This is a genomic window from Streptomyces sp. NBC_00523, from assembly GCF_036346615.1.
GTDB lineage: Bacteria > Actinomycetota > Actinomycetes > Streptomycetales > Streptomycetaceae > Streptomyces.
This window is the reverse complement of the sequence record NZ_CP107836.1, coordinates 6,875,124-6,895,830: the sequence shown is the minus strand read 5'-3', so window position 1 is coordinate 6,895,830 and position 20,707 is coordinate 6,875,124. Positions and strand designations below refer to the sequence as shown.

Here is a 20,707-nt window from a genome sequence, read left to right as displayed (position 1 = left end):
AGGCTTTTCGGCGGGTAGCGTGCACTGCCCTTTGGGGCAGCCGCCCGGGCCGTGTGGCGCCGGGCCGTGTCAGATCAGGCCCTGGCGCATCGCGTACGCCACGGCGTGGGACCGGTTGCGCAGTTGCAGCCGGGTCATGACGGAGTGCAGGACGTTCTTGATGGTGCGTTCGGAGTAGGCGAGCTTCGTGGCGATGTCGGCGGTGTCATAGCCCTCGGCGACGAGGCGGAGGACGTCCACCTCGCGGGCGGCGAGCCCGGTGAAGTGCAGACCGCGTGGTGCGAGGACCTGGCCCTGGAGCCGGCCGACCTCCGCCAGGAGTCGGCCGAGCAGGTCGGACGGGAGGTGCCCTTCGCCCCGGGCGACCGTCTCGATGACGTGCACCAGGTGCTCGGGGGTGGACTCCGCCCGCCTGATGACCCCGACGACCCCGCATTCCGCGGCGCTCACCAGCTTCTGTTCGTCGATGTCCGTAGTGACGAGCACGGCATGGCAGTCGGTGGTCCGCTGGATGTGGCGCAGGGTCGTCAGCACGTCCTCCTCCACGGCGTCCACGACCATGACGACGACATCGGGCCAGGGCCCCTCCTCGCTCCAGTCCACGACGTTCACTTCGGGCCGCGCCCGCAACTGGCTGGCCACTCCGGCTTGCGAGATCGGATCCTGGGCCCGTAACGCGACAGTGGTGCGCTCCATATGTGCTCCCCCTGTGTGACGGCCGGAAGCACATCTGGCACACGCCTCGCAGCCGTGTTCGTGCGCCTCATTGGTGAGGAGGCGGACAGAAGATGCCCTCGTTCATTGAGGAGGAAACCAATTTGCTTGGGCGGGGCACCGGATGTGCCCGAAAGTGTTCCTTCGCGGCCGATGTACGACCTGGGCGGCGACCTTACGGTCCGCCGTATGAGTCTCACGGCAAGCCTCGACGCGTCCACCGTCAGCGCCGCACCGGGCGCGGAGACGGCTGTCCCCCTTCAGGTCCGCAACTCCGGTCAGACCGTCGAGGAGTACCGCTTCGAGGTGGTCGGCGCGTGTGCCGCCTGGGCGGCGGTGGAGCCGGCCGTGCTGTCCCTCTACCCGGGCGACTCGGGCACCGTATCGCTCATGCTGCGGCCGCCCCGCGACGCGACGGTACCGGCGGGCGAGACGCCGTTCGGGGTCCGGGTGGTGCCGACCGGTGAGCAGGGCGAGACGGTGGTGCCCGAGGGCCGGGTGACCGTGCTGCCGTTCACCGGGACGACGGCCGAGCTGGTCCCGCGCGGTTCGCACGGCGCGCTCGCCGGGCGCCATCAGCTGGCGGTCGACAACCGGGGCAACACCCCGGTCACGGTGCGCCTCGGCGCCCAGCCCGGGACCGAGCGGGCACGCGTCGTCTTCGCCGCACCGGAGCTCCAAGTTGCGCCCGGGAAGGCGGAGTTCGCGAAGTTGCGGGTGCGTCCCGTCAAGCGGATGTGGCGCGGCACACCGGTCACGCACCCCTTCCAGGTGTTCGCCGCGACCCAGGTGGCCGAGGGGCAGGACCCGGTGGAACCGGTCCTCGTGGACGGCAGTTACGAGCAGGAGCCGCTGCTCCCCCGCTGGCTGCCCCGCGCCCTGATCACCGCGGCGGTCCTGGTGCTCGCGCTGGTCGGCCTCTGGTACGCACTGCTCCGCCCGGCCGTGAAGTCGGCGGCGCGGGAGGCGGTCACCCCGGAGGCGGTGCGGTCCGCCGCCGCGGCCGACAAGAGCAAGGCGCCGGAGCAGGGCGGCTCGGGCGGCTCCGGGGCGGGCGGGGGCGACTCCGCCGGGAGCGGGTCGGGCGGGGGCGGCGAGTCGAAGCCCACGCCGAGCCCGAGCCCGTCGGCGGCGGCCGACGCGGGAGCGGCCACACCGACGAGTGCGCAGGTCAGGGTGCAGGACTCGCTGGGCGGCGGAACGAACACGGGGACGGCGCTCACCGTGCCGGCCGGGAAGGCGTTCCAGCTGACCGACATCGTGGTCCAGAACCCGCAGGGCGACGCCGGGACGCTGGTCGTCTCGGCGGGCCGGGAGACCCGGGTGCTGAGCCTGGGTCTGGAGAACTTCCGGGACTCCGACTACCACTTCGTGACGCCGATCGTGGTCCCGGCGGGCGGCAAGGTCACCATGACGATCGACTGCCGCAAGGTGGGCAAGCCGGTGGGTGCGCAGGCGCCGGCGCGGTGCGCGGAGTCGGTGTTCCTGGGCGGCACCATGCGGAACGCCGAAGGCGGCTGACGAGCAGTCAGGGTTCTTCGGCGGCACGTCAGGCCGGCGGGGCCTCCTCTTCCTCCTCCGGGCCCTGCTCCTCCGCACGCTGTACGAACGAGCCCTGGACGTCGGCCGGTTGCTCGTCCTCGTCCTCCGTTGCCGCCCGCTGGACGGCGGGCGCCGCGGCGGAGGGTGCGGCGCCGGTGGCCGCCCGGGGTGCCGGGGCCGGGTCGGAGAGCACCCGGTCGGCGTTGGCGACGGCCTCGCGCTCGAAGCGGTCGGAGGGGTCGCTGACCCGGATGCCGCCGGGCGCCTCGGTGCCTTCGACGGGCCCGCTGCGCTGCTGGATGACGTGGGTCAGCTCGTGCGCCAGCGTCGTACGGCCCTGGGGCGAGGATGGGTCGTAGGCGTCGCGCTGGAAGACGACGTTGTTGCCGACGGTGTACGCGTGCGCGCCGACGCCCTTCGCCGACTCGTGCGCGGCCGAGTCGTTGTGGATGCGTACGTCGGAGAAGTCGGCGCCCATCCGGTGCTCCAGGTCGGCCCGGGTGTCGGTGTCGAGGGGGGTGCCGCCGCCGGAGGAGACGACGTCGTGCACGGGCGAGCGCGGCTCCGCCTCCTCGGCCTGCTCCGGGGCCGCCGCCCGGGCGCGCTGGATCACGGGGCCGAGCGCGGCGTTGCCGACGGTGCGCTGGAGGACGCCCATGCCGGAGATGCCGACGACGTCGGTCCGGCCGGTGGCGGCGGCCCGGAAGAGGTGGTGCGCGTCGGAGGTGGCGGGGGCCTCGGCGGTCGCGTCGCGCGGGGCGTCGGCCGACAGCCGCTGGTGGTCCTCCCCGGTCTCCGGGGGCTTCACATGATGCTCGTGCTCGTGGTCGTGGTCCTGTGCGTTCACCGTCATCTCCCCTGACCGCACCGGGGGCGGCCGCGGCGGACCGCCCGCTCCTGCCGGTCCTCCACCCTGGGGGCGGCTCCGCTGCCCCGTCCAGCCCGGTCCTGTCCGGTGCGGGGCACGGCGGGGTGCCTCTTCGGGCAGCGGGGCGGTCCGGAAGGCCGCCGGGCCGGAGTCGGGGAACCGGTCAGGATTCGAGAAGCGCGGCGGGGGCCCGCTGCCTAGCATGATCTTCATGGACATCACCATTCACACCAGCTTCCTCCCGCACGACGACCCCGAGGAGTCCGTCGCCTTCTACCGCGACACGCTCGGCTTCGAGGTCCGCAACGACGTCGGCCAGGGCAAGATGCGCTGGATCACCGTCGGGCCGAAGGACCAGCCGAGCACGTCGATCCTCCTGGCCCCGCCGGCCGCGGACCCGGGGATCACGGACGACGAGCGCCGCACCATCACGGAGATGATGGCCAAGGGCACGTACGGCTGGATCCTGCTCGCCACCCACGACCTGGACGCCACCTTCGAGAAGGTGCAGGCCGGTGACGCGGAGGTGGTCCAGGAGCCGACCGAGCAGCCGTACGGCATCCGCGACTGCGCGTTCCGCGACCCGGCGGGCAACCTGGTCCGCATCCAGGAACTGCGCTAGCCGACGGCCGAAGGCTTACGGTCCCGTGACGTGCCGCTTCCAAAGCACGTGACGGGGCCGTGCGCGTCCTAGCGTGGCCCGCATGCGCGTACTTGTCACCGGCGGCGCCGGGTTCATCGGTTCGGAGATCGTCCGCGGTCTCACCTCGGCCGGGCACGAGGCGGTGGTGCTCGACGCACTGCTCGCCTCGGCGCACGGCCCCTCCGTACACCGGCCGGCCGGGGGTGACGACGGGCGGCTGATCGTCGGGGACGTACGGGACCGCGCAGTCGTGGACCGGGCGCTGCACGGCGTCGACGCGGTGTGCCACCAGGCGGCGATGGTCGGCCTGGGCAAGGACTTCGCGGACGCCCCGGAGTACGTGGGGTGCAACGACCTGGGCACCGCCGTCCTGCTCGCCGCGATGGCAGAGGCCGGGGTGCGGAGCCTGGTGCTCGCCGGGTCGATGGTCGTGTACGGGGAGGGCCGTTACGCGTGTCCGCGTCACGGCACCGTCCGTCCGGGCCCCCGGGACCCGGACGACCTGGCGGCGGGCCTGTTCGAGCCGCGCTGCCCTGACTGCGGGGAGGCGCTGGTTCCCGGGCTCGTCGGGGAGGACGCGCCGGCGGACCCGCGCAATGTGTACGCGGCGACCAAGCTCGCGCAGGAGCACCTGGCGGCGTCCTGGGCGCGGGCGACGGGCGGGCGCGCGGTCGCGCTGCGGTACCACAACGTGTACGGGCCCGGGATGCCCCGGGACACGCCGTACGCGGGGGTCGCGTCGTTCTTCCGGTCGGCGTTGGCCCGGGGCGAGGCGCCGCGCGTCTTCGAGGACGGCGGGCAGCGGCGCGACTTCGTCCATGTACGCGATGTGGCCGCCGCGAACACGGTGGCGCTGGAGGCCGTCGGTGCCCGCGGTCCCGGGAGCTTCGCGGCGTACAACACCGGCAGCGGCGAGCCGCACACGATCGGCGAGATGGCCGGGGCGCTCGCGGCGGCCCACGGGGGTCCGGCCCCGGTGGTGACCGGCGAGTTCCGGCTCGGGGACGTACGCCATGTGACGGCGGACTCGCGGCGACTGCGCGAGGAGCTGGGCTGGCGGCCGCAGGTGGGGTTCGCCGAGGGCATGGCCGACTTCGCGGCGGCGCCGCTGCGGGAGGCCCCAGGGGGTGTCTTGCCGATCATGGCCGGGTCCGCGACTCCTGGCACGGCACCTCGCGGCGTTGCCGAAACGCCCCAATAGCTCCTTCCCCGAGCTCTCAACTCCGTTCGAGCAGGGGAGACCCCAGCCGAGACGCTCCGGCGCCTTGCGATGCACCGCACCAGACGCCGCGGCCTGATCCGACCCTGATCGACAAGACACCCCCTCGTGCTCACGCCGGGGGCAGGGTCACCTCGAAGCAGCAGCCGCCGGTGACGTTGCGGACCTCCGCCCGGCCGGCGTGGGCCTCGACGATGCCGCGCACGATGGCGAGCCCGAGGCCCGCGCCTGCCGGTGGCGTACGGGCATGACTGCCGCGCCAGCCGGTGTCGAAGACCCTCGGCAGGTCCTCCTCCGGGATGCCGCCGCAGCCGTCGGTCACCGAGAGGACCACCCCGTCCGGCGCGCGGTGGGCCGCGACGGCGACGGTGCCGTCGGCGGGCGTCCGGCGGATCGCGTTGATCAGAAGGTTGCCGAGGACGCGGCTCATCTCCTTGCCGTCCACCTCCACGGGCACCTCCTCGATCCGTCCGCCGACCAGCCGCACCCCGTGCTCGCGGGCGAGCGGGTCCGCTCCGGCGAGGGCGTCGCCCACCAGGTCGTAGACGGAGACACGGGTGGGGGTCAGCGCGAGCGAGCCCGCGTGGATGCGGGAGAGCTCGAAGAGGTCGCCGACCATGTCGTTCATCCGCTCGACCTCGGTCCGGATCTGGCGCAGGTAGCGCGGCGAGTCGACGGCCATGCCGTCCTCCAGCGCCTCGGACATGGCGCGCAGCCCGGCGAGGGGGGTGCGCAGGTCGTGCGAGATCCAGGCGACGAGTTCGCGCCGCGAGGTCTCCAAGGCGCGTTCCCGCATCCGCGAGCTGTCCAGCTTGGCGCTGGTGGCGGCGAGTTCGCGGGTGAGGTCGGCGAGTTCGGCGGTGGCCGGGGCCTCGGGCGCCGCGAAGGTGCCGCCGTCGCCGAAGGAGCGGGCGGCGAGGGTCAGTTCGCGGCTGCGGGCGGCGACCCAGCGGCCGAGCAGCATCGCCGTGACGAGGGAGACGACGGCGGCCATGGCGACGACGGTCGTCACCACGGTCAGGTCGTGCGGTGACAGGAACATCGCCCAGGCGACGGCCAGGGTCCCGGCGAGCATCGCGGTGACGGCCACGGTGGCCACGATGCTCAGGGAGACGACGAGCGGGCGGTGCCGCGTGAGCCGCAGCGCGAACGCCCCGAGCAGCCCCGCGACGGCGGCGCCGAGGAAGGCGAAGAGGGCGATGAGGAGCGTGTCGGTCATGACGCGGCTCCGGCGTCCGGGGCGGCGGTGGCACCGGCGGGCAGGTCGAGGCGGTAGCCGACGCCCCAGACCGTACGGATCAGCTCCGGGTGGGCCGGGTCGGCCTCGACCTTCCCGCGCAGCCGGCGCACGTGCACGGTGACGGTGGACAGGTCCCCGAAGTCCCAGCCCCAGACCTCGCGCATCAGCTCCTCCCGGGTGAAGACCCGGCCCGGGTGGCGCAGGAGGAAGGCGAGCAGGTCGAACTCGCGGAGCGTGAGGGACAGCCGCCCGCCCCGGCAGGTCGCGCTCCGGGCCGCCGGGTCGAGCACGAGCCCCGCGCCCTCCAGCAGCCGGGGCTGTCCGGCGGGGACCGCGGCCGCCCTGGCGCGCCGCAGCACGGAGTCGACCCGCAGGACGAGCTCGCGCGGGCTGAACGGCTTGGTGACGTAGTCGTCCGCGCCGGTTTCGAGGCCGAGGATGCGGTCGTCCTCGTCGCCGCGCGCGGTGAGCATGATGACGGGCACCGGCCCCCGGGCCCGCATCCGGCGGCAGACCTCGAAGCCGTCCATGCCGGGCAGCATGAGGTCGAGGACGGCCAGGTCCGGCCGGCGGGCCGCGTCCAGCGCGAGCGCGGCCGGCCCGTCGGCCGCCCGGGCGACGTCGTAGCCGGCCCCGGTCAGGTATCCCGCGACGACCTCGGCGACGGTCGGGTCGTCGTCCACGACGAGGACATGACCGCGCGCCGGGGCGGCGGAGGGCGCCCCGGCTGCGGGGCCGGGGGGCGGGGTGTCCGGGGGCGTCTGCATGGAACCACCCTGGCACCCGGGGCGGCGCCACCGGAAACGCGGGCGGGCCGGTGACGGGCGACGTCCATGTTTCGTAAGAATCCAAAGCCCGAAATGCCGGTTTTCGCTCCGTAGGGTGAGCCGGGTGATCCTTCCTTCCGATGACTCAGGCCCCCGCGCCGACATCGTCCTCCCCTGTCTTGACGAGGCCGCGGCCCTGCCCGGCGTGCTGGCCCGGGTGCCCCGGGGCTGGCGGGCGATCGTGGTGGACAACGGCTCGACCGACGGCTCCGCCGATGTGGCCCGTGCGCTGGGTGCGACCGTGGTGCACGAGCCCCGGCGCGGTTTCGGCTCGGCCTGCCATGCCGGGCTGCTCGCCAGTGAGGCGGAGTTCGTCTGCTTCTGCGACTGCGACGGCTCGCTGGACCCCGCCCTCCTCGCGGGCTTCGTACGCCGGGTGGCCGACGGCGAGTGCGATCTGCTGCTCGGGCGGCGGCGCCCCCAGGAGCGCGGTGCCTGGCCGGCGCACGCGCGGGCGGGCAACGCCGCGCTGTCCCGGATGCTGCAACGCCGGACCGGGCTGCGGCTGCGCGATCTGGGCCCTATGCGCGCCGGCCGCCGCGCGGATCTGCTGGCGCTCGGGCTCACGGACCGGCGCAGCGGCTATCCGTTGCAGATGGTGGTGCGGGCGGCCGACGCGGGGCTGCGGGTGGCCGAGACGGACGTGCCGTACCTCGCGCGTACCGGGAAGTCGAAGGTCACCGGTACCTGGCTGGGCACCTGGCACGCGGTCCGCGACATGCGCGCCGTGCTGGCCGAGCCGCCGGTCCCGGCGGGGGTGCCCCAGTGAGCGCGGGAACCGGACCGGCCGGTGCGACGACCTTGCTGGTCATCGCCAAGGAGCCGCTGCCCGGGCGGGTCAAGACCCGGCTCACCCCGCCCTTCTCCCCCGCCGAGGCCGCGCGCCTCGCGGAGGCCGCACTCGCCGACACCCTGCACACGGTCCTGGCCCTGCCGGCCGCCCGGCGCGCCGTCGTCCTGGCGGGGGCGCCGGGACCGTGGCTGCCGCCGGGCATCGAGGTCGTGGAGCAGGGGGCGGGCGGGCTGGACGAGCGGCTGGCCGCCGCGTTCGGGGCCTGCACCGGACCGACCCTGCTGATCGGGATGGACACCCCCCAGATCACGGCGGCCCATCTGGCCCCCGCGCTGGCCCCCGGGGCCTGGGAGGGGTGCGATGCCTGGTTCGGCCCGGCGGAGGACGGCGGATTCTGGGCGCTGGGCCTGGCGGAGCCCGACCCCGGGCTGCTGCGCGGGGTGCCGATGTCCGTGCCGGAGACGGGTGCGGTGCAGCGGCGCCGGCTGGTCGACGCCGGGCTGACCGTGCGGGACCTGCCCCGGCTGCGGGACGTCGACACGGCGGCCGACGCGGCGGAGGTCGCCGCGCTCGCGCCGGACGGGCGGTTCGCCGCCGAGCTCGGCCGGACGCGCCGGACGGCCGTCCGATGAGCCGCGCCGACCGGGGGCGGAACGCGCTGGTCGACCTGCCCACGGACCTGGACGCCGGGTTCGCGGGCGGGGAGCCCGGGCGCACGGACCCGGAGGCCGGGCTCGCCGCCCGGGCCGCCGCGTCCCGGGCCACCGCGCCGCAGGCCACCGGCCGTCCGGACGCCGACGCGTGGGGCACCGACCCGTACGCCAATGCCCTGCGCAACGGGCACGGGCCGCTGTTCCTGCGCCGTACGGACGGCTGGCTGCTGCCGCTCGACGTCGAGCGGTGGTGCGCCGGGGCCGATGCGGCGGACCTGTCGGCGCTGCGCCGCTGCGAGGGACCGGTCCTGGACGTCGGGTGCGGGCCCGGCCGCCTGGTCGCCGCACTGGCGTCGCGCGGCCACCGCGCCCTCGGCATCGACGTCAGCGAGGCGGCGGTCGCCCGGACGGTCCGGCTCGGCGGGTACGCCCTGCGCCGGTCCGTGTTCGACCCGCTGCCCGGCGAGGGCCGCTGGGGCACCGTGCTGCTCGCCGACGGCAACATCGGGATCGGCGGCGACCCGGAACGGCTGCTGCGCCGGGCGGCGGAACTCCTCGCGCCCGGCGGCCTCCTCATCGCCGAGACCGTGCCGCACGACCTGGACGAGCGGGTCCGGGTGCGGCTGGACGACGGACGCGCCCAGGACGGGAGCGCGGCGGACGGGCTCTTCCCGTGGGCGCGGCTCGGCTCCTCCGCCCTGCTCGGGTACGCCCGCCCGCACGGGCTGCGGTCCGACGGTCAGTGGGAGGCGGACGGCCGCGCCTTCGTCGCCCTGCGGCGGAGCCGGACGGTCCGCACCGCGCACCAGAGCGCCGACAGCAGGAACAGCGCGGCCGTGGTCAGCAGCCAGTTCCCCAGGAACACATCGGGGGACAGCCCGCTCGCGGGCTCGTAGCGCCTCGGCCGCGCGATCAGCGGGAACCACACGAGCAGCAGCAGCCCCGAAAGGAAGGCCGGCACCCGTACGTAATTGACGGAGGCCGGCCTTCGCCGTCCGAGGCCCCGGCGCAGCGCCAGGTCCACCGAGGCGTACAGCGGTACAAGCACCAGGTCGTGGATCAGGGCCGCGCCCACGAACCACAGGGTGACGCCGAGCCAGTCGCCGGCGAGCAGGCGCACGCCCGCGTATCCGGCGAGCGCGAAGGAGGCGGCCAGCAGGACGAGGTGCAGCGGGCCCGCTCCGTAACGGCGGCGCAGGAGGGCGCGGGGGCCGGTGGTGTTCACAGTTCTCCGAAGGTCAGCCGGGCCACCCATTTGGTGTTGAGCACCCCTGGGGCGGCGGGGACGATGATCCGGGCCGGGTACCCGTGGTCGGGCGACAGGTCCTCGCCGTTGACCTGGAGGGCCAGCAGCGAGCGCGGGTCGCGCACCTGGTTGTCCCGGAGCGCGGCCCGGCGGAAGGGGCCACTGCGCTGAAGGGACTCCACCAGCACCCCGGGCGGCCGGTCCGGGTACCCGGCGAGGGCCGCCAGGTCGCTCAGCCGTACGCCGCGCCACCACTGGTCCGAGGTGGACCAGCCCTCCACGCAGGCGATGGGCAGGGCCGCGCTGTGCTGTTCCATGGCCAGCAGTTGTTCCCGGCTGAACCGCAGGTTGCCCGCCGGGCCGCTGACGGTGAGCCACCAGCCCTCGCCGGTGTCGGCGGTGGTGATCCCGACGGCGGCGGCGGTCTTGTTGATCTGGAAGCCGTTGGGGCCGGACCCCGGTTCGGCCGCGCCGCGCGGGGTGAGCGCGGCGAGGCGGCGCAGGGGCCCGTCGAAGCTCCGGCCCACCGAGGTGACCAGCAGGAGCAGGGAGCCCGCGCCGACCATGGCGAGGGCGCCGCGCCGGGACAGGGTCGGCGGGGCCGGGGCGGGCGACTCCAGCACGTCGTCGGCGACCGGCCCGTTGAGGCCGCCCGACCGCAGCACCCGTACGGCCTGCGGGGTGCGCAGTCCGGCGTGGGCGAGGAAGGCGGCGAAGAACACCCATGCCCCGTAGAAGTGCAGCGGGTAGAAGGAGCCGGGGAACAGGTATTCCAGCTGGATGTTGAGCAGCCCGGTCACGAACTCGAAGAGCGCCCCGCCCACCAGCAGGAGCAGCGAGATCCGTTCCAGCGCGTGAGCGAGGGACCGGGCCGGGGGCAGGGTGAAGAGCCGGGGCACCACGGACCAGAGCTTGGCCAGCAGGACGGGGACGAGGACGATCCCGACGGTGACGTGGAGTCCCTGCGTCAGCCGGTAGAGCCAGTGCGGCGAGGTGGGCCAGGGGAAGAGGTAGAAGCCGAGCAGCCCCTTGTCCGGCGTCTTGTCGTTGACCGGGGCGAGATCCGGGTTGTACGCGGCGTACGACAGCAGGCCGGTCACGAAGAGCAGCGTGATCCCGGCGAGCAGGATGATCCCGAGCACGGCGGTGAACGGCACGCCGCGCACGGGGCTGCGCCAGAAGCCGGGCGCCGACGGCAGCCGCTGGAGGAGCGCGGCGGCGCGGGGCCGGGAGGAAACCAAGGAGGATGTCGGAGTCTTCCGACGGCTGTCGCCCATGGGCCCGACGCTATGCCCGTGGCCTGCGCGTTCGGTGGGCGCGACTCCTGACGAAACGATGACGTCACCCTGGCGAACGTACGGCCGGGGTCATGAATCTGACGGTTGTGTGACGCGCCCCGCCGGTACCCGTCGTCGCGGCCTCCCGGTGCGTACGGTGCCTGCGTGAAGACCGAGGACCGCACCGCGCCCCGTACCGAACGCGCCACCGCCCGGAGCTCCGGACAGCGCTGGGATCTGGTGGCCGCCGGGGCGGGCGTCGCGCTCGTCGCCGCTGCCGCACTGGGCGGGCGGGCCATCGAGGACTACGCGCGGACGCTGTACGTGCACTGGCCGCCGCTGCTGGCGTCCTGGTACCCGCACACGGGCCCGGGGACGGTGGCCGCTCCGCTCGTGGCCGTCGCCGTGATCGGGTACGGGCCGCTGCTCGCCCGGCGGCTGCGCTGGCGGTCCCTGCTCCTGGCGGTCCACGCCTCCTCGCTGGCGTGGATCTTCTCGCTCGCGCTGATCGACGGCTGGGGCCGGGGCGTCGCCGAGCGGCTGACCACCAAGCACGAGTATCTGCGGGTCATCGACCGCTTCGAGGACATCGGCGCCGCGCTGCGCACGTTCGACACGCACATCCTGATCGGCCCGCCGGGGAACTGGCCCACCCATGTCGCCGGTCATCCGCCGGGCGCCACGCTCACCTTCGTGTTCCTGGACCGGGCCGGTCTCGGCGGCGGCGCCTGGGCCGGTGTCTGGTGCATCCTGACGGGCGCGTCCGCCCTGCTCGCCGTGCTGGTCACGGTGCGGGCCCTGGCCGGTGAGGACATCGCCCGGCGCGCGGCGCCGTTCCTCGTCCTGGCCCCGGTCGCGGTCTGGGCCGGGACCTCCGCGGACGCCTACTTCGCGGCGATCGCCGCCTGGTCGGTCGCCCTGCTGACCCTGGCGGCGACGCGCACGGTGCGGAGCCCGGGGGCCGCGGCACTGGGCGCGGGCCTGCTCTACGGCTGGCTCTGCTATCTGAGTTACGGGCTGCCGCTGATCGCGCTCCTGCTCCTGGCCGTCCTCGTGCTCGCCCGCACCGCACGGCCGCTGCCGCTCGCGTTGCTCGGGGCCCTGGTGGCGCCGGTCGCGTTCACGGCGGCGGGCTTCAACTGGTGGGAGGCGTACCACGTGCTCGTGGAGCGCTACCACCAGGGCGCGGGCGGGTTCCGGCCGTTCGGGTACTGGGTGTGGGCGAATCTGGCATGCACCGTGATCGCGGTGGGCCCGGCGACGGTCGCGGGGCTGCGGCGCGTCTTCGCGGGGGCGCCGGGTGCCGTACGGGCGTTGCGCGGCGGGGAGGCGAGTGCGCCGGAGCGTCTGGTGCCGCTGGTCCTCGTGGCGCTGTTCCTGCTGCTGGCGGCCGATCTGTCGGGCATGAGCAAGGCGGAGACGGAGCGGATCTGGCAGCCGTTCATGGTGTGGCTGCTCCCCGCGGCGGCGCTGCTGCCCGACCGGGGCCGCCGGGGCTGGCTCGCCGCGCAGGCGGTGGTGGCTCTCGCCGTCAACCATCTGCTCTGGACGGGGTGGTGACGGCGGGGCCGGTCACCCCAGCCCGACCCGTACGAGCGCGGCGGCCAGCCGGGGCAGGTCCTCGTCGGCGACGAGACCGGCCAGCCTCTCCGGTGCGCGCGGCAGCCCGAGCCCTTCGGCGGCGTCCTGGGCGCGCCGGTCGAAGGCGGGGCGCAGCTCGGGCCACAGCCCCTGCGCCTCGCGGCTGAAGATGTCGGCGCCCGTGGGACCGATCCGGGGGAACTCCTTCAGCAGTTCGCGCAGATTCCCCGCGTCCCCGCCGGCTTCCTCGCGGAGCCTGCGCAGGTCCCCGTGGTACCGGTCGAGGGCGAGTTGGGCGCCTTCACCGAGGGCGGTGGCGGTGCTCTCGTCGTAGCGGCGGTAGTGGGCGCGGACCAACGCGTCGACCCGGTCCTGCCAGGACGCGTCCACCATGGCGCGCGGGGTGCGCAGCCCGGCGGCGAAGAGTTCCCGGGCGGCGGCCACCGCCATGTCGGCCTTGATGGGGACCGAGAACAGGACGCACAGGGTCAGCAGCTGGTACAGCGGCATGGGCGTGTCGCGGAGCCGGATCCCTGCTTCGTCGGCGTAGGTCCGCCCGTGCTCGTCCAGCAGGTTCCGCACGGTCGTGGCTCTGGACATGGTGGTTCTCCGTTCGGTGCTACGTGTTCAGCGTGTCGAGCAGGGTGCGGGCCCGGCAGAGGGAGCGGGGCCGCGGGGGCTGGTGCCAGGGGTTCCGGTCCGCGAGCGCGTCGGCGTCGCGCAGGGCCCAGCGGCGGGCGTCGAGCGCCGGGTCGTCGACGTCCTCCCAGGCAAGGGGCGCGGCGACGGGGGCTCCGGGACGGGCCCGGACCGCGTAGGGCGTGACGGCGGTCTGGGCGTAGGCGTTGCGCTGGACGTCGAGGTAGAGGCGGCCGCCGCGTGCCTTCTTGCGGGCCTCGGTGGTGAAGCGGTCGGGGTGACGGGTGACCAGCGCGTCGGCGACCGCGCGGGCGAATCCCCGTACGGCGTCGAAGTCGTCCCGGCGGTCGAGCGCCACCACGACGTGGAGTCCGCGTGAGCCCGTGGTCATGACGAGGGACGGCAGTTCCAGCTCGTCCAGGAGCCCGTGCAGGCCGAGGGCCGCCTCGCGGACCGGGGCGAAGTCGTCGCCGGGCGGGTCGAGGTCGAAGACCAGCCGGTCCGGGTGGTGGGGCCGGTCGGCGCGGGAGAGGAAGCGGTGCGGGGTGACGCTCGCCTGCCCCGCGAGGTAGACGAGGGTGGCGGTGTCGTCGGCGATGGGGTAGGTGACGGTGCCGTCCTCCTTGGGGAGTTCGACGCGGTGGATCCAGTCGGGGAAGTAGCCGGGCACGTCCTTCTGCATGAAGCCCTGTCCGCCGATCCCGTCGGGGAAGCGTTCCAGCATGAGGGGCCGGTCCCTCAGGTGGGGCAGCATGCGGCGGGCCACCGTGCGGTAGTAGCCGGCGAGATCGGCCTTCGTGAGGCCGTCGTCCGGGAAGAGGACCTTGTCGGGGCGGCTGATCTCCGGGATCTTCCGAGCGGTCATCTGCCGCACCTCCTGTTCAACGGAATGCACGCCCGCCCTGGCAGGAACCCCGTACCCGAAGTCGGCCGGTTCACCTGTGGGCGGAGCGTGGTGTCACCCGAGCGCGCGGCCCAGTGGGCGTACCCGGCGGGGCGGTGCCATGTTTCGGACGTGGCCGCCCGGAAACCCGGAGACCGGAGGCACGAGCAGAGGAGGACAGCGTCATGCCGGCAGGATCCAGCCCCAAGCGTGAGCGTCAGTACGAGCACGTGAAGGAGAGCGCGGAGAAGCGGGGCACGTCCGAGAAGCGTGCCAAGGAGATCGCCGCGCGCACGGTGAACAAGGAGCGCGCACGCTCCGGCGAGTCGAAGACGGCGAGCAGGACGTCCACCCGCGACCCCAAGTCCGCCTCCGAGCGCGGCGGTGAGCGCTCGCACAAGGGCGCGCAGGGCCGCACGAAGGACCAGCTGTACGAAGAGGCGAAGAAGAAGAACATCGAGGGCCGCTCCACGATGAACAAGGAGCAGCTCCTGAAGGCCGTCGGCCGCTGAACGAACAGGGCGTGCCGAAACCTTTGTGCGCGGGCCGTACGGCCCGCGCACAAAGGTTTCGGTACGAGGGAGGGAGGGACATCGCACATGGACAACGGACGAGTGGACGAGAACGACCGCAAGAACGCCCACCGGGGGCGGAACGAGACGACGGAGGAACGGGCGGACCGGCGCTGGACGGAACTGCTCCAGGAGTTGCGGGTGGCGCAGACGGGGGTGCAGATCCTCTTCGGCTTCCTGCTCGCTGTGGTCTTCCAGCCGCGCTTCACCACCCTCGCGGACACCGACAAAACGATCTACGTCGTCACCGTGCTCCTCGGTTCCGCCACGGCCGCCGCGCTGATCGGGCCCGTCAGCCACCACCGGCTGCTGACCGGCCGCCATCTGAAGCCGGAGACGGTGGTGTGGGCGTCGCGGCTCACCCTGCTCGGGCTCGTGCTGCTGTTCTGCACGATGTGTTCGGCGCTGCTGCTCATCATGCGCGTCGCGCTGCACAACACGCTCGCCCTGTGGCTGGTGGGCGGGATGGCGCTGTGGTCGTTCATCTGCTGGTTCGTCTTCCCGGCCTGGGCGATGGCGCGCTCCCCCAACGGACGTGACGGCTCCGGCCGCGACAAGTGACCTCGTACGCACCTCACATCGCGCGCAGCGCGGGGAGCAGCTTCTCCTGGGCCCAGTCGATGAACGGCTTCTGGTGGTCTCCGCCGATCTGTACGAGGGCGACCTCGGTGAACCCCGCGTCGACGTAGGGGCGCACCGCTTCCACGAACTGCCCGACGTCGTCGCCGCAGGGCACCGCCCCGGCGATGTCGTCGGGCCGGACGTACTGCGTGGCCTGATCGAAGGCGGAGGGGCCGGGCAGTTCCGAGTTGACCTTCCAGCCGCCGACGGACCAGCGGAACTGGTCGTGCGCCCGCTTCACCGCCGCGTCGCGGTCGGGGTCGTAGCAGACGGGCAGCTGGCCGACCCGGGGTTTCCCGCCGCCGCCGTGCCGGTCGAAGTCGGTGAGCAGCTCCTCCTTGGGCTCGGTGGCGATCACGAGGTCCGCGAGCCGGCCCGCGATCTCGCAGGACCGGTCGCCGGAGACGGCGACGCCGAGGGGCACGGCCACGTCGGGCACGTCCCACAGCTTGGCGTTCTCCACGTCGAAGTGGGGGCCGTGGTGGTTGACGTAACCGCCGGCGAGGAGCGCCTTGATGATCTCCACGGCCTCTTCGAGCTTGTCGAGCCGCACCCGGGCGTCCGGCCAGCCGCCGCCCACCACGTGTTCGTTCAGGCTCTCGCCGGAGCCGAGCCCCAGCCGGAACCGCCCTTCGGAGAGCAGTTGCAGCGTCGCGGCCTTCTGCGCCACGACGGCAGGATGGTAACGAGTGGTCGGGCAGGTCACGTACGTCATCAGCGGGATGCGGGTGGTGGCCTGCGCGGCGGCTCCCAGCACGCTCCAGGCGTACGGGGCGTGGCCCTGGGACTTCAGCCAGGGGAAGTAGTGGTCGGAGGTGACGGAGAAGTCGAAGCCGGCCTGTTCGGCGGCCACCACGTCCTCGACGAGTGCCCGCGGTCCCGACTGCTCGGTCATCATTGTGTATCCGAATTGCACCATATGGGATGGGTTACCGATCCCCGGCGGTCGAAACGTACGGCCGCGGATCATGTTTTCTCCGGGCCCGTTGCGGAACCCGTGAGGGGACATCCGCGCATCCACGTACCCCGAAAGCGAGGAAAGACATGGCTGTCGCGACCTACTGCCTGGTTGCCATCGACTGCCCGGACCCGGCGGCGCTGGCCGGTTTCTACCAGAAGGTGCTGGGCGGGGAGGTGACGCACGACAACGACCGCTGGTACGACCTCCGCGTCCCCGGCGGAGCGCGCCTGGCCTTCCAGCTGACCCCCGACTACCGCCCGCCGGAGTGGCCGCGCGCCGACCGGAACTCCCAGCAGGAACACCTGGACTTCGAGGTGACCGACATGGAGGCCGCCCAGCGCGAGGTGCTGGCCCTCGGGGCCACACCCCTCGACGTGGACGACGACGGCGGCAAGCGCGGCTTCCGGGTCTTCGCGGACCCGGCGGGGCACCCGTTCTGCCTGTGCAACGGCGAGAGCTGAGGACGCACGGCCTCAGGCGCTCATCCGACCGATGACGCCGGAGTCGAGGCGGTCCAGGAGCGCGGCCGGGGAGTCGTGGATCTCCACGGCCCCGGCCGCCTCCAGGTCCGCCCGGGGAATGCCGCCCGACAGCAGGCCCACGGCGGGGACCGACGCCCTGGTCGCCGCCGCCATGTCCCAGACGGAGTCGCCGATGTACACGGCCTCCTCGCTGGTGGCCCCGGCGATCTCCATCGCGTGACGGATCGGGTCCGGGGCGGGCTTCCCCTCGTCCACGTCGTCGGAGCTCGCGGTCCCGGAGATGACGTCGTCGGCGTCGAGCGCGCGCCGCAGGGCCTTCAGCTCGTGCCCGGAGGCGGAGGTGGCGAGGACGATCGTCCAGCCCCGGCCGGCCAGGGCGCGCAGCAGATCCGCCGCGCCCTCCAGCGGGGGCAGGCGTTCGAAATAGGTGGCGTACAGCGCGGAGTGCGTGGCGCTGATCCCGGCGTCCTGTTCCCGGTCCCGGTCGGGGCCCAGCAGATGGGAGACGAGGTCGCCTGAGCCCAGGCCGACCGCGCGGTGGATCGCGGGCATCGGCACGGTGTGCCCGGCCTGGTGGAACGCCTCCCACCACGCGGTGACGTGCAGGTAGTTGGTGTCGACCAGGGTGCCGTCCACGTCGAACAGCGCGGCGCGCGTCATGGGGGTCCTTTCGTACCGGCATGGCTCGCCGGTGTCAGAGGGTGATCTCTTCGGCGGCGCACACCCGGGCGCCCATGTTCCGTTCGGTCATCCGGAGCGCGGCGTCGGCCAGGTCGGCGTGGATGTGGGCCACCCCGTCACGGGGGATGGTCAGGTCCATGTGCCGGATGTGCGCGTCGAGCGCGGAGTAGAGGATGCACTGCTCCGTCACCTGGCCGGTCAGGACGAGGTGGTCGACGTCCAGCTGGTGGAACAGGTACGGCAGGGGCGTCTCGTAAAAAATCGAGTGCCGGGCCTTGACCACGAAGAGCGAGTTCTCGTCGGGCTTCAGCGGTTCCACCAGGTCGGGGCGGGCGCCCGCCATGGCCGCCTCCACGATCTCGCCGTGGTGGGAGCGCCAGTCGCCGAAGTTGTCGTTGGCGTAGATCACGAGGGAACCGCTGCCCCGGGCCGCCTCGAGCATGTCCGCGATGACCGGCACGGCCCGCTCGGCCGAGGGAAGGAGCTGGTCGGCGTCCTGGTGGTTGTACGGGTTGATCATGTCGATCACGATCAGCGCCTTGCGGGACATGGTTGTCATGGTGGCATCCGTGGGCTTTCGCGGCGAACTGTCCGGTGCCCTCAGCTCCACCGGCTGCCCGCCAGCGGCGCCGTCTCCTCGCCCGTGCCGCGTACGACGCCGCGCAGGAACGCCGTCAGCGCTTCGGACGCCGAGTAGCGGGGCCGCCAGTCCAGTTCCTCGTGGGCGCGGGCGCAGTCCATGACGGGGAGGCGCAGTACGGCGTCGAAGAGGTGGGGCGACGCGGGGACCGCCCGTGCGTGCCAGGCGGTCGCCAGCGCTCCGCGTACGAGCGGCACGGGCGCGCGTACCACCCGCGCGTCGAGGAGGGCGCCGAGGGACCGGGCGTCGGTGACGGTGTCGGCGGCCAGGTTGAAGGGGCCGCGTACGTCGCCGAGCACGGCGCGCCGGTACGCCTCGGCCGCGTCGTCCGTGTGCAGCACCTGGAACCTCAGCCCTTCCAGGTCGGGTACGAAGGGCAGCAGGTCGGGGCGGAGGAGTCCCCCGGGAAGGTGTTTCCCGCCGAAGATGCGCCGCTGCTCCGAGGCGGCCGTCTCCTTGAAGAGGAACCCGGGCCGCATCCGTACCACCCGGATCTGCGGGTGGCGCAGCTCGAAGGTGTCCAGGACCCGTTCCAGGTACGCCTTCTCCCGGCAGTAGGCGGCGTCCGGCCAGCCATGGGTGGGCCACTGTTCGTCCACTCCGGGCTCCCGTTTCGGCCCGGGCGCGTAGGCGCCGACGGACGAGGCGTGCACCAGCGCCGGGACGCCCGCCGTGCGCACCGCATCGAAGACGCGGAGGGAGCCCTCGACGTTGCTGCGCCAGGTGACGACGGGGTCGTGGGTGGGCTGGAAGCGCCACGCCAGATGCACGACGGCGTCCGCGCCCGTCAGCAGTGAGCCGAGCCGCTGGGCGCTGTCCGGGCGGGAGAGGTCCACCCTCCCCCACTCGACGCCGGGCAGGGCCAGGTCGGGCAGCCGCCGGGCCAGGCCGAGGACCGACCCGACATCCGGGTCCCGCGCCAGGGCCCGCACGAGGCTCGTGCCGACGTTGCCGGTGGCGCCCGTGACGACGACGCGCAGCCCTTGCGATGCGTTCACGATGACTCCTCACGTCGCGGCATCAGGGCCGCAGCAGCGTCTTGACCATGCCGTCGGCCTTCGCCTGGAAGGTCTCGTACGCCTTCGGGCCGTCCTCCAGGGGCAGGTGGTGCGTGGCGAAGCCGTCCACGCCCAGCGGGTCGTCGTCCACGAGCAGCGGCAGGATGTCGGGCACCCAGCGCTTGACGTTCGCCTGGCCCATCCGGAACTGGATCTGCTTGTCGAACATGGTGAGCAGGGGCAGCGGGTCGACGGAGCCTCCGTACACGCCGGAGATGGAGACGGTGCCTCCCCGGCGGACCGCGTCGATGGCGGTGAGCAGGGCGGTGAGGCGGTCGATGCCGGCGTGTTCCATGAGCTTGCGGGCCGCCGCGTCGGGCAGCAGCCCGGTGGCCCACTGGCCGGCCTTGCCGATCGGCGCCCCGGTGGCGTGGGCCTCCATGCCGACGGCGTCGATGACCGCGTCGGTGCCCCGGCCGCCGGTGAGGTCCCGGACCGCGTCCGGCAGGTCCTTGCCGTAGCGGCTCAGGTCGAGGGTCTGGACGCCGTGTGCGGCGGCGCGGGCGAGGCGTTCGGGGACCAGGTCCACACCGATGACCAGGCCGGCGCCCCGGTGCAGGGCGATGCGGGCGGCCATGTCGCCGATCGGGCCCAGCCCGAGAACGGTGACGCTGCCGCCGGGCGGGATCGCGGCGTATTCGACGGCCTGCCAGGCGGTGGGCAGCACGTCGGAGAGGTAGACGAACCGGTCGTCCGGCGGTCCGTCGGGGACCTTGATGGGCAGGGTGTTTCCGAAGGGGACCCGCAGCAGTTCCGCCTGTCCGCCGGGCACCTGCCCGTAGAGCTTGGTGTAGCCGAAGAGCGACGCGCCGGTGCCGTACTCCCTGACCTGCGTGGTCTCGCACTGCGAGTGCAGGCCCTGGTCGCACATGAAGCAGGTGCCGCAGGAGACGTTGAACGGGACGACGACCCGGTCGCCGCGCGACACGGCGGTGACCTCGGGACCCGTCACCTCCACGACGCCCATCGGCTCGTGGCCCAGGATGTCGCCGGGGTCGAGGTACGGGCCGAGCACTTCGTACAGATGGAGGTCCGATCCGCAGATGCCGGTCGAGGTGACCCGGATGATGATGTCGGCCGGGTCCTGGATGACCGGGTCGGGAACGGTCTCGACGCGTACGTCACGCTTTCCTTGCCAGGTCAGTGCGCGCATGAGTGGTCTCCTAGCTGTCGGGTCAGTGGCGGTCCGTGCGGCGTGCCGCCTTGGCCTCCGCCTGGGCGATCCGTCCGGCGGTCTCACGCCTGCGCCCCTCCGCCTTCAGGCTCTCGTCGCCCAGCGCGGCGCCGTCCGACTTGAGCTTCGCCGCCTTCGCCCTCATGGCCAGGGCGCGAGCGATTTCGGCATGCCGTCCCATATCTCCTCGGTTCCTCCCGGGTCGTCCTGCGGGCGGGCCCGCACAGCGGTTCCGTGCGACGGGTTCCCACGGAATCCGGGTTCAACCGGAATGACCGATTCGATCCGACGGACCGGTCGAGGCCCACGGAAGCGCTCCGGGCCGGTCCCGCATGTCCCCGGGAGGTACGGGTACTCGCCTGGCCAGGCTCCCGGCGTACGCGGGAGCAGGCG

At 73.4% G+C, this 20,707-nt stretch carries 23 protein-coding genes; 10 read left to right on the top strand and 13 right to left on the bottom strand.

What is annotated here, in order from left to right:
* Window positions 1-69: 69 nt before the first annotated feature.
* On the bottom strand, window positions 70-696 hold the full coding sequence (locus tag OHS17_RS31060) for a helix-turn-helix transcriptional regulator (protein ID WP_073861959.1): 627 nt from the start codon (window positions 694-696) through the stop codon (window positions 70-72).
* Window positions 697-903: 207 nt separating this feature from the next.
* On the opposite strand from OHS17_RS31060, the gene OHS17_RS31055 reads away from it, so the two are divergent.
* Window positions 904-2,235 carry a COG1470 family protein gene (locus OHS17_RS31055; RefSeq protein ID WP_330314860.1) on the top strand — a complete coding sequence of 444 codons (1,332 nt, stop codon included), beginning with the start codon at window positions 904-906 and terminating at the stop codon, window positions 2,233-2,235.
* A 28-nt stretch (window positions 2,236-2,263) separates the two neighbouring features.
* On the opposite strand, the gene OHS17_RS31050 is transcribed toward OHS17_RS31055, so the two are convergent.
* Complete coding sequence (locus OHS17_RS31050) at window positions 2,264-3,109, bottom strand: eCIS core domain-containing protein (RefSeq protein ID WP_330314859.1); 846 nt, start codon at window positions 3,107-3,109, stop codon at window positions 2,264-2,266.
* 226 nt (window positions 3,110-3,335) lie between these two features.
* Between OHS17_RS31050 and OHS17_RS31045 the strand changes: the two genes are divergently transcribed.
* Together OHS17_RS31045 and OHS17_RS31040 are read left to right on the top strand one after the other, a co-directional pair.
* Window positions 3,336-3,746, top strand: a complete 411-nt coding sequence (locus OHS17_RS31045) for a VOC family protein (RefSeq protein ID WP_073862304.1) — start codon at window positions 3,336-3,338, stop codon at window positions 3,744-3,746.
* Window positions 3,747-3,828: 82 nt separating this feature from the next.
* A complete protein-coding gene (locus tag OHS17_RS31040; protein ID WP_330314858.1) occupies window positions 3,829-4,968 on the top strand; it encodes an NAD-dependent epimerase/dehydratase family protein in 1,140 nt (379 codons plus the stop codon).
* Between the two features lie 130 nt (window positions 4,969-5,098).
* Here OHS17_RS31040 and OHS17_RS31035 read toward each other — a convergent pair whose 3' ends face one another.
* Together OHS17_RS31035 and OHS17_RS31030 are read right to left on the bottom strand one after the other, a co-directional pair.
* Window positions 5,099-6,205 (bottom strand): HAMP domain-containing sensor histidine kinase, encoded by a 1,107-nt coding sequence (locus OHS17_RS31035; protein WP_330314857.1) that lies wholly within the window; start codon window positions 6,203-6,205, stop codon window positions 5,099-5,101.
* A complete protein-coding gene (locus tag OHS17_RS31030) occupies window positions 6,202-6,993 on the bottom strand; it encodes a response regulator transcription factor (protein ID WP_330314856.1) in 792 nt (263 codons plus the stop codon). Before OHS17_RS31030 ends, OHS17_RS31035 begins: the two co-directional genes overlap by 4 nt.
* A 124-nt stretch (window positions 6,994-7,117) precedes the next feature.
* On the opposite strand from OHS17_RS31030, the gene OHS17_RS31025 reads away from it, so the two are divergent.
* The 3 genes from OHS17_RS31025 to OHS17_RS31015 are packed head-to-tail and all read left to right on the top strand — an operon-like array spanning window position 7,118 to window position 9,395.
* Complete coding sequence (locus OHS17_RS31025; protein ID WP_073861957.1) at window positions 7,118-7,822, top strand: glycosyltransferase family 2 protein; 705 nt, start codon at window positions 7,118-7,120, stop codon at window positions 7,820-7,822.
* Window positions 7,819-8,478: a TIGR04282 family arsenosugar biosynthesis glycosyltransferase gene (locus OHS17_RS31020; protein ID WP_330314855.1), complete on the top strand. Its 660-nt coding sequence runs from the start codon at window positions 7,819-7,821 to the stop codon at window positions 8,476-8,478. Before OHS17_RS31025 ends, OHS17_RS31020 begins: the two co-directional genes overlap by 4 nt.
* On the top strand, window positions 8,475-9,395 hold the full coding sequence (locus OHS17_RS31015) for a class I SAM-dependent DNA methyltransferase (RefSeq protein ID WP_330314854.1): 921 nt from the start codon (window positions 8,475-8,477) through the stop codon (window positions 9,393-9,395). Before OHS17_RS31020 ends, OHS17_RS31015 begins: the two co-directional genes overlap by 4 nt.
* A 325-nt stretch (window positions 9,396-9,720) precedes the next feature.
* Here OHS17_RS31015 and OHS17_RS31010 read toward each other — a convergent pair whose 3' ends face one another.
* Entirely contained in the window at window positions 9,721-11,022 is a 1,302-nt protein-coding gene (locus tag OHS17_RS31010) for a molybdopterin-dependent oxidoreductase (RefSeq protein WP_383165498.1), read from the bottom strand.
* Between the two features lie 165 nt (window positions 11,023-11,187).
* On the opposite strand from OHS17_RS31010, the gene OHS17_RS31005 reads away from it, so the two are divergent.
* Window positions 11,188-12,582, top strand: a complete 1,395-nt coding sequence (locus OHS17_RS31005; RefSeq protein ID WP_330314852.1) for a hypothetical protein — start codon at window positions 11,188-11,190, stop codon at window positions 12,580-12,582.
* A gap of 12 nt (window positions 12,583-12,594) precedes the next feature.
* Here the strand turns inward: OHS17_RS31005 and OHS17_RS31000 are convergent, their stop codons facing one another.
* Window positions 12,595-13,203, bottom strand: a complete 609-nt coding sequence (locus OHS17_RS31000) for an endonuclease (RefSeq protein WP_330314851.1) — start codon at window positions 13,201-13,203, stop codon at window positions 12,595-12,597.
* Between the two features lie 19 nt (window positions 13,204-13,222).
* Window positions 13,223-14,107, bottom strand: coding sequence for a non-homologous end-joining DNA ligase (gene ligD / locus OHS17_RS30995; protein ID WP_330314850.1), 885 nt, complete (start codon window positions 14,105-14,107; stop codon window positions 13,223-13,225).
* 203 nt (window positions 14,108-14,310) lie between these two features.
* Between ligD and OHS17_RS30990 the strand changes: the two genes are divergently transcribed.
* Entirely contained in the window at window positions 14,311-14,637 is a 327-nt protein-coding gene (locus OHS17_RS30990; RefSeq protein WP_330314849.1) for a plasmid stabilization protein, read from the top strand.
* Between the two features lie 87 nt (window positions 14,638-14,724).
* Window positions 14,725-15,258 carry a DUF6328 family protein gene (locus OHS17_RS30985; RefSeq protein ID WP_330314848.1) on the top strand — a complete coding sequence of 178 codons (534 nt, stop codon included), beginning with the start codon at window positions 14,725-14,727 and terminating at the stop codon, window positions 15,256-15,258.
* A 13-nt stretch (window positions 15,259-15,271) separates the two neighbouring features.
* Here the strand turns inward: OHS17_RS30985 and OHS17_RS30980 are convergent, their stop codons facing one another.
* The gene (locus OHS17_RS30980; protein ID WP_330314847.1) at window positions 15,272-16,237 is read right to left on the bottom strand and encodes an LLM class F420-dependent oxidoreductase; all 966 of its coding nucleotides are present in this window, start codon (window positions 16,235-16,237) and stop codon (window positions 15,272-15,274) included.
* A gap of 125 nt (window positions 16,238-16,362) precedes the next feature.
* Between OHS17_RS30980 and OHS17_RS30975 the strand changes: the two genes are divergently transcribed.
* A complete protein-coding gene (locus tag OHS17_RS30975; RefSeq protein WP_330314846.1) occupies window positions 16,363-16,740 on the top strand; it encodes a VOC family protein in 378 nt (125 codons plus the stop codon).
* Between the two features lie 12 nt (window positions 16,741-16,752).
* Here the strand turns inward: OHS17_RS30975 and OHS17_RS30970 are convergent, their stop codons facing one another.
* From OHS17_RS30970 to OHS17_RS30950, 5 genes are read right to left on the bottom strand one after another with little or no spacing between them, the layout of a single operon-like run.
* Window positions 16,753-17,421, bottom strand: coding sequence for an HAD family hydrolase (locus OHS17_RS30970; RefSeq protein ID WP_330314845.1), 669 nt, complete (start codon window positions 17,419-17,421; stop codon window positions 16,753-16,755).
* A gap of 34 nt (window positions 17,422-17,455) precedes the next feature.
* Window positions 17,456-17,992, bottom strand: a complete 537-nt coding sequence (locus OHS17_RS30965; protein ID WP_330315403.1) for an isochorismatase family cysteine hydrolase — start codon at window positions 17,990-17,992, stop codon at window positions 17,456-17,458.
* A gap of 50 nt (window positions 17,993-18,042) precedes the next feature.
* A complete protein-coding gene (locus tag OHS17_RS30960; protein ID WP_443053338.1) occupies window positions 18,043-19,080 on the bottom strand; it encodes an NAD-dependent epimerase/dehydratase family protein in 1,038 nt (345 codons plus the stop codon).
* A 22-nt stretch (window positions 19,081-19,102) separates the two neighbouring features.
* On the bottom strand, window positions 19,103-20,293 hold the full coding sequence (locus OHS17_RS30955; RefSeq protein ID WP_330314844.1) for a zinc-dependent alcohol dehydrogenase: 1,191 nt from the start codon (window positions 20,291-20,293) through the stop codon (window positions 19,103-19,105).
* Between the two features lie 22 nt (window positions 20,294-20,315).
* Window positions 20,316-20,495, bottom strand: coding sequence for a hypothetical protein (locus OHS17_RS30950; RefSeq protein ID WP_073967120.1), 180 nt, complete (start codon window positions 20,493-20,495; stop codon window positions 20,316-20,318).
* Between the last annotated feature and the right edge of the window lie 212 nt (window positions 20,496-20,707).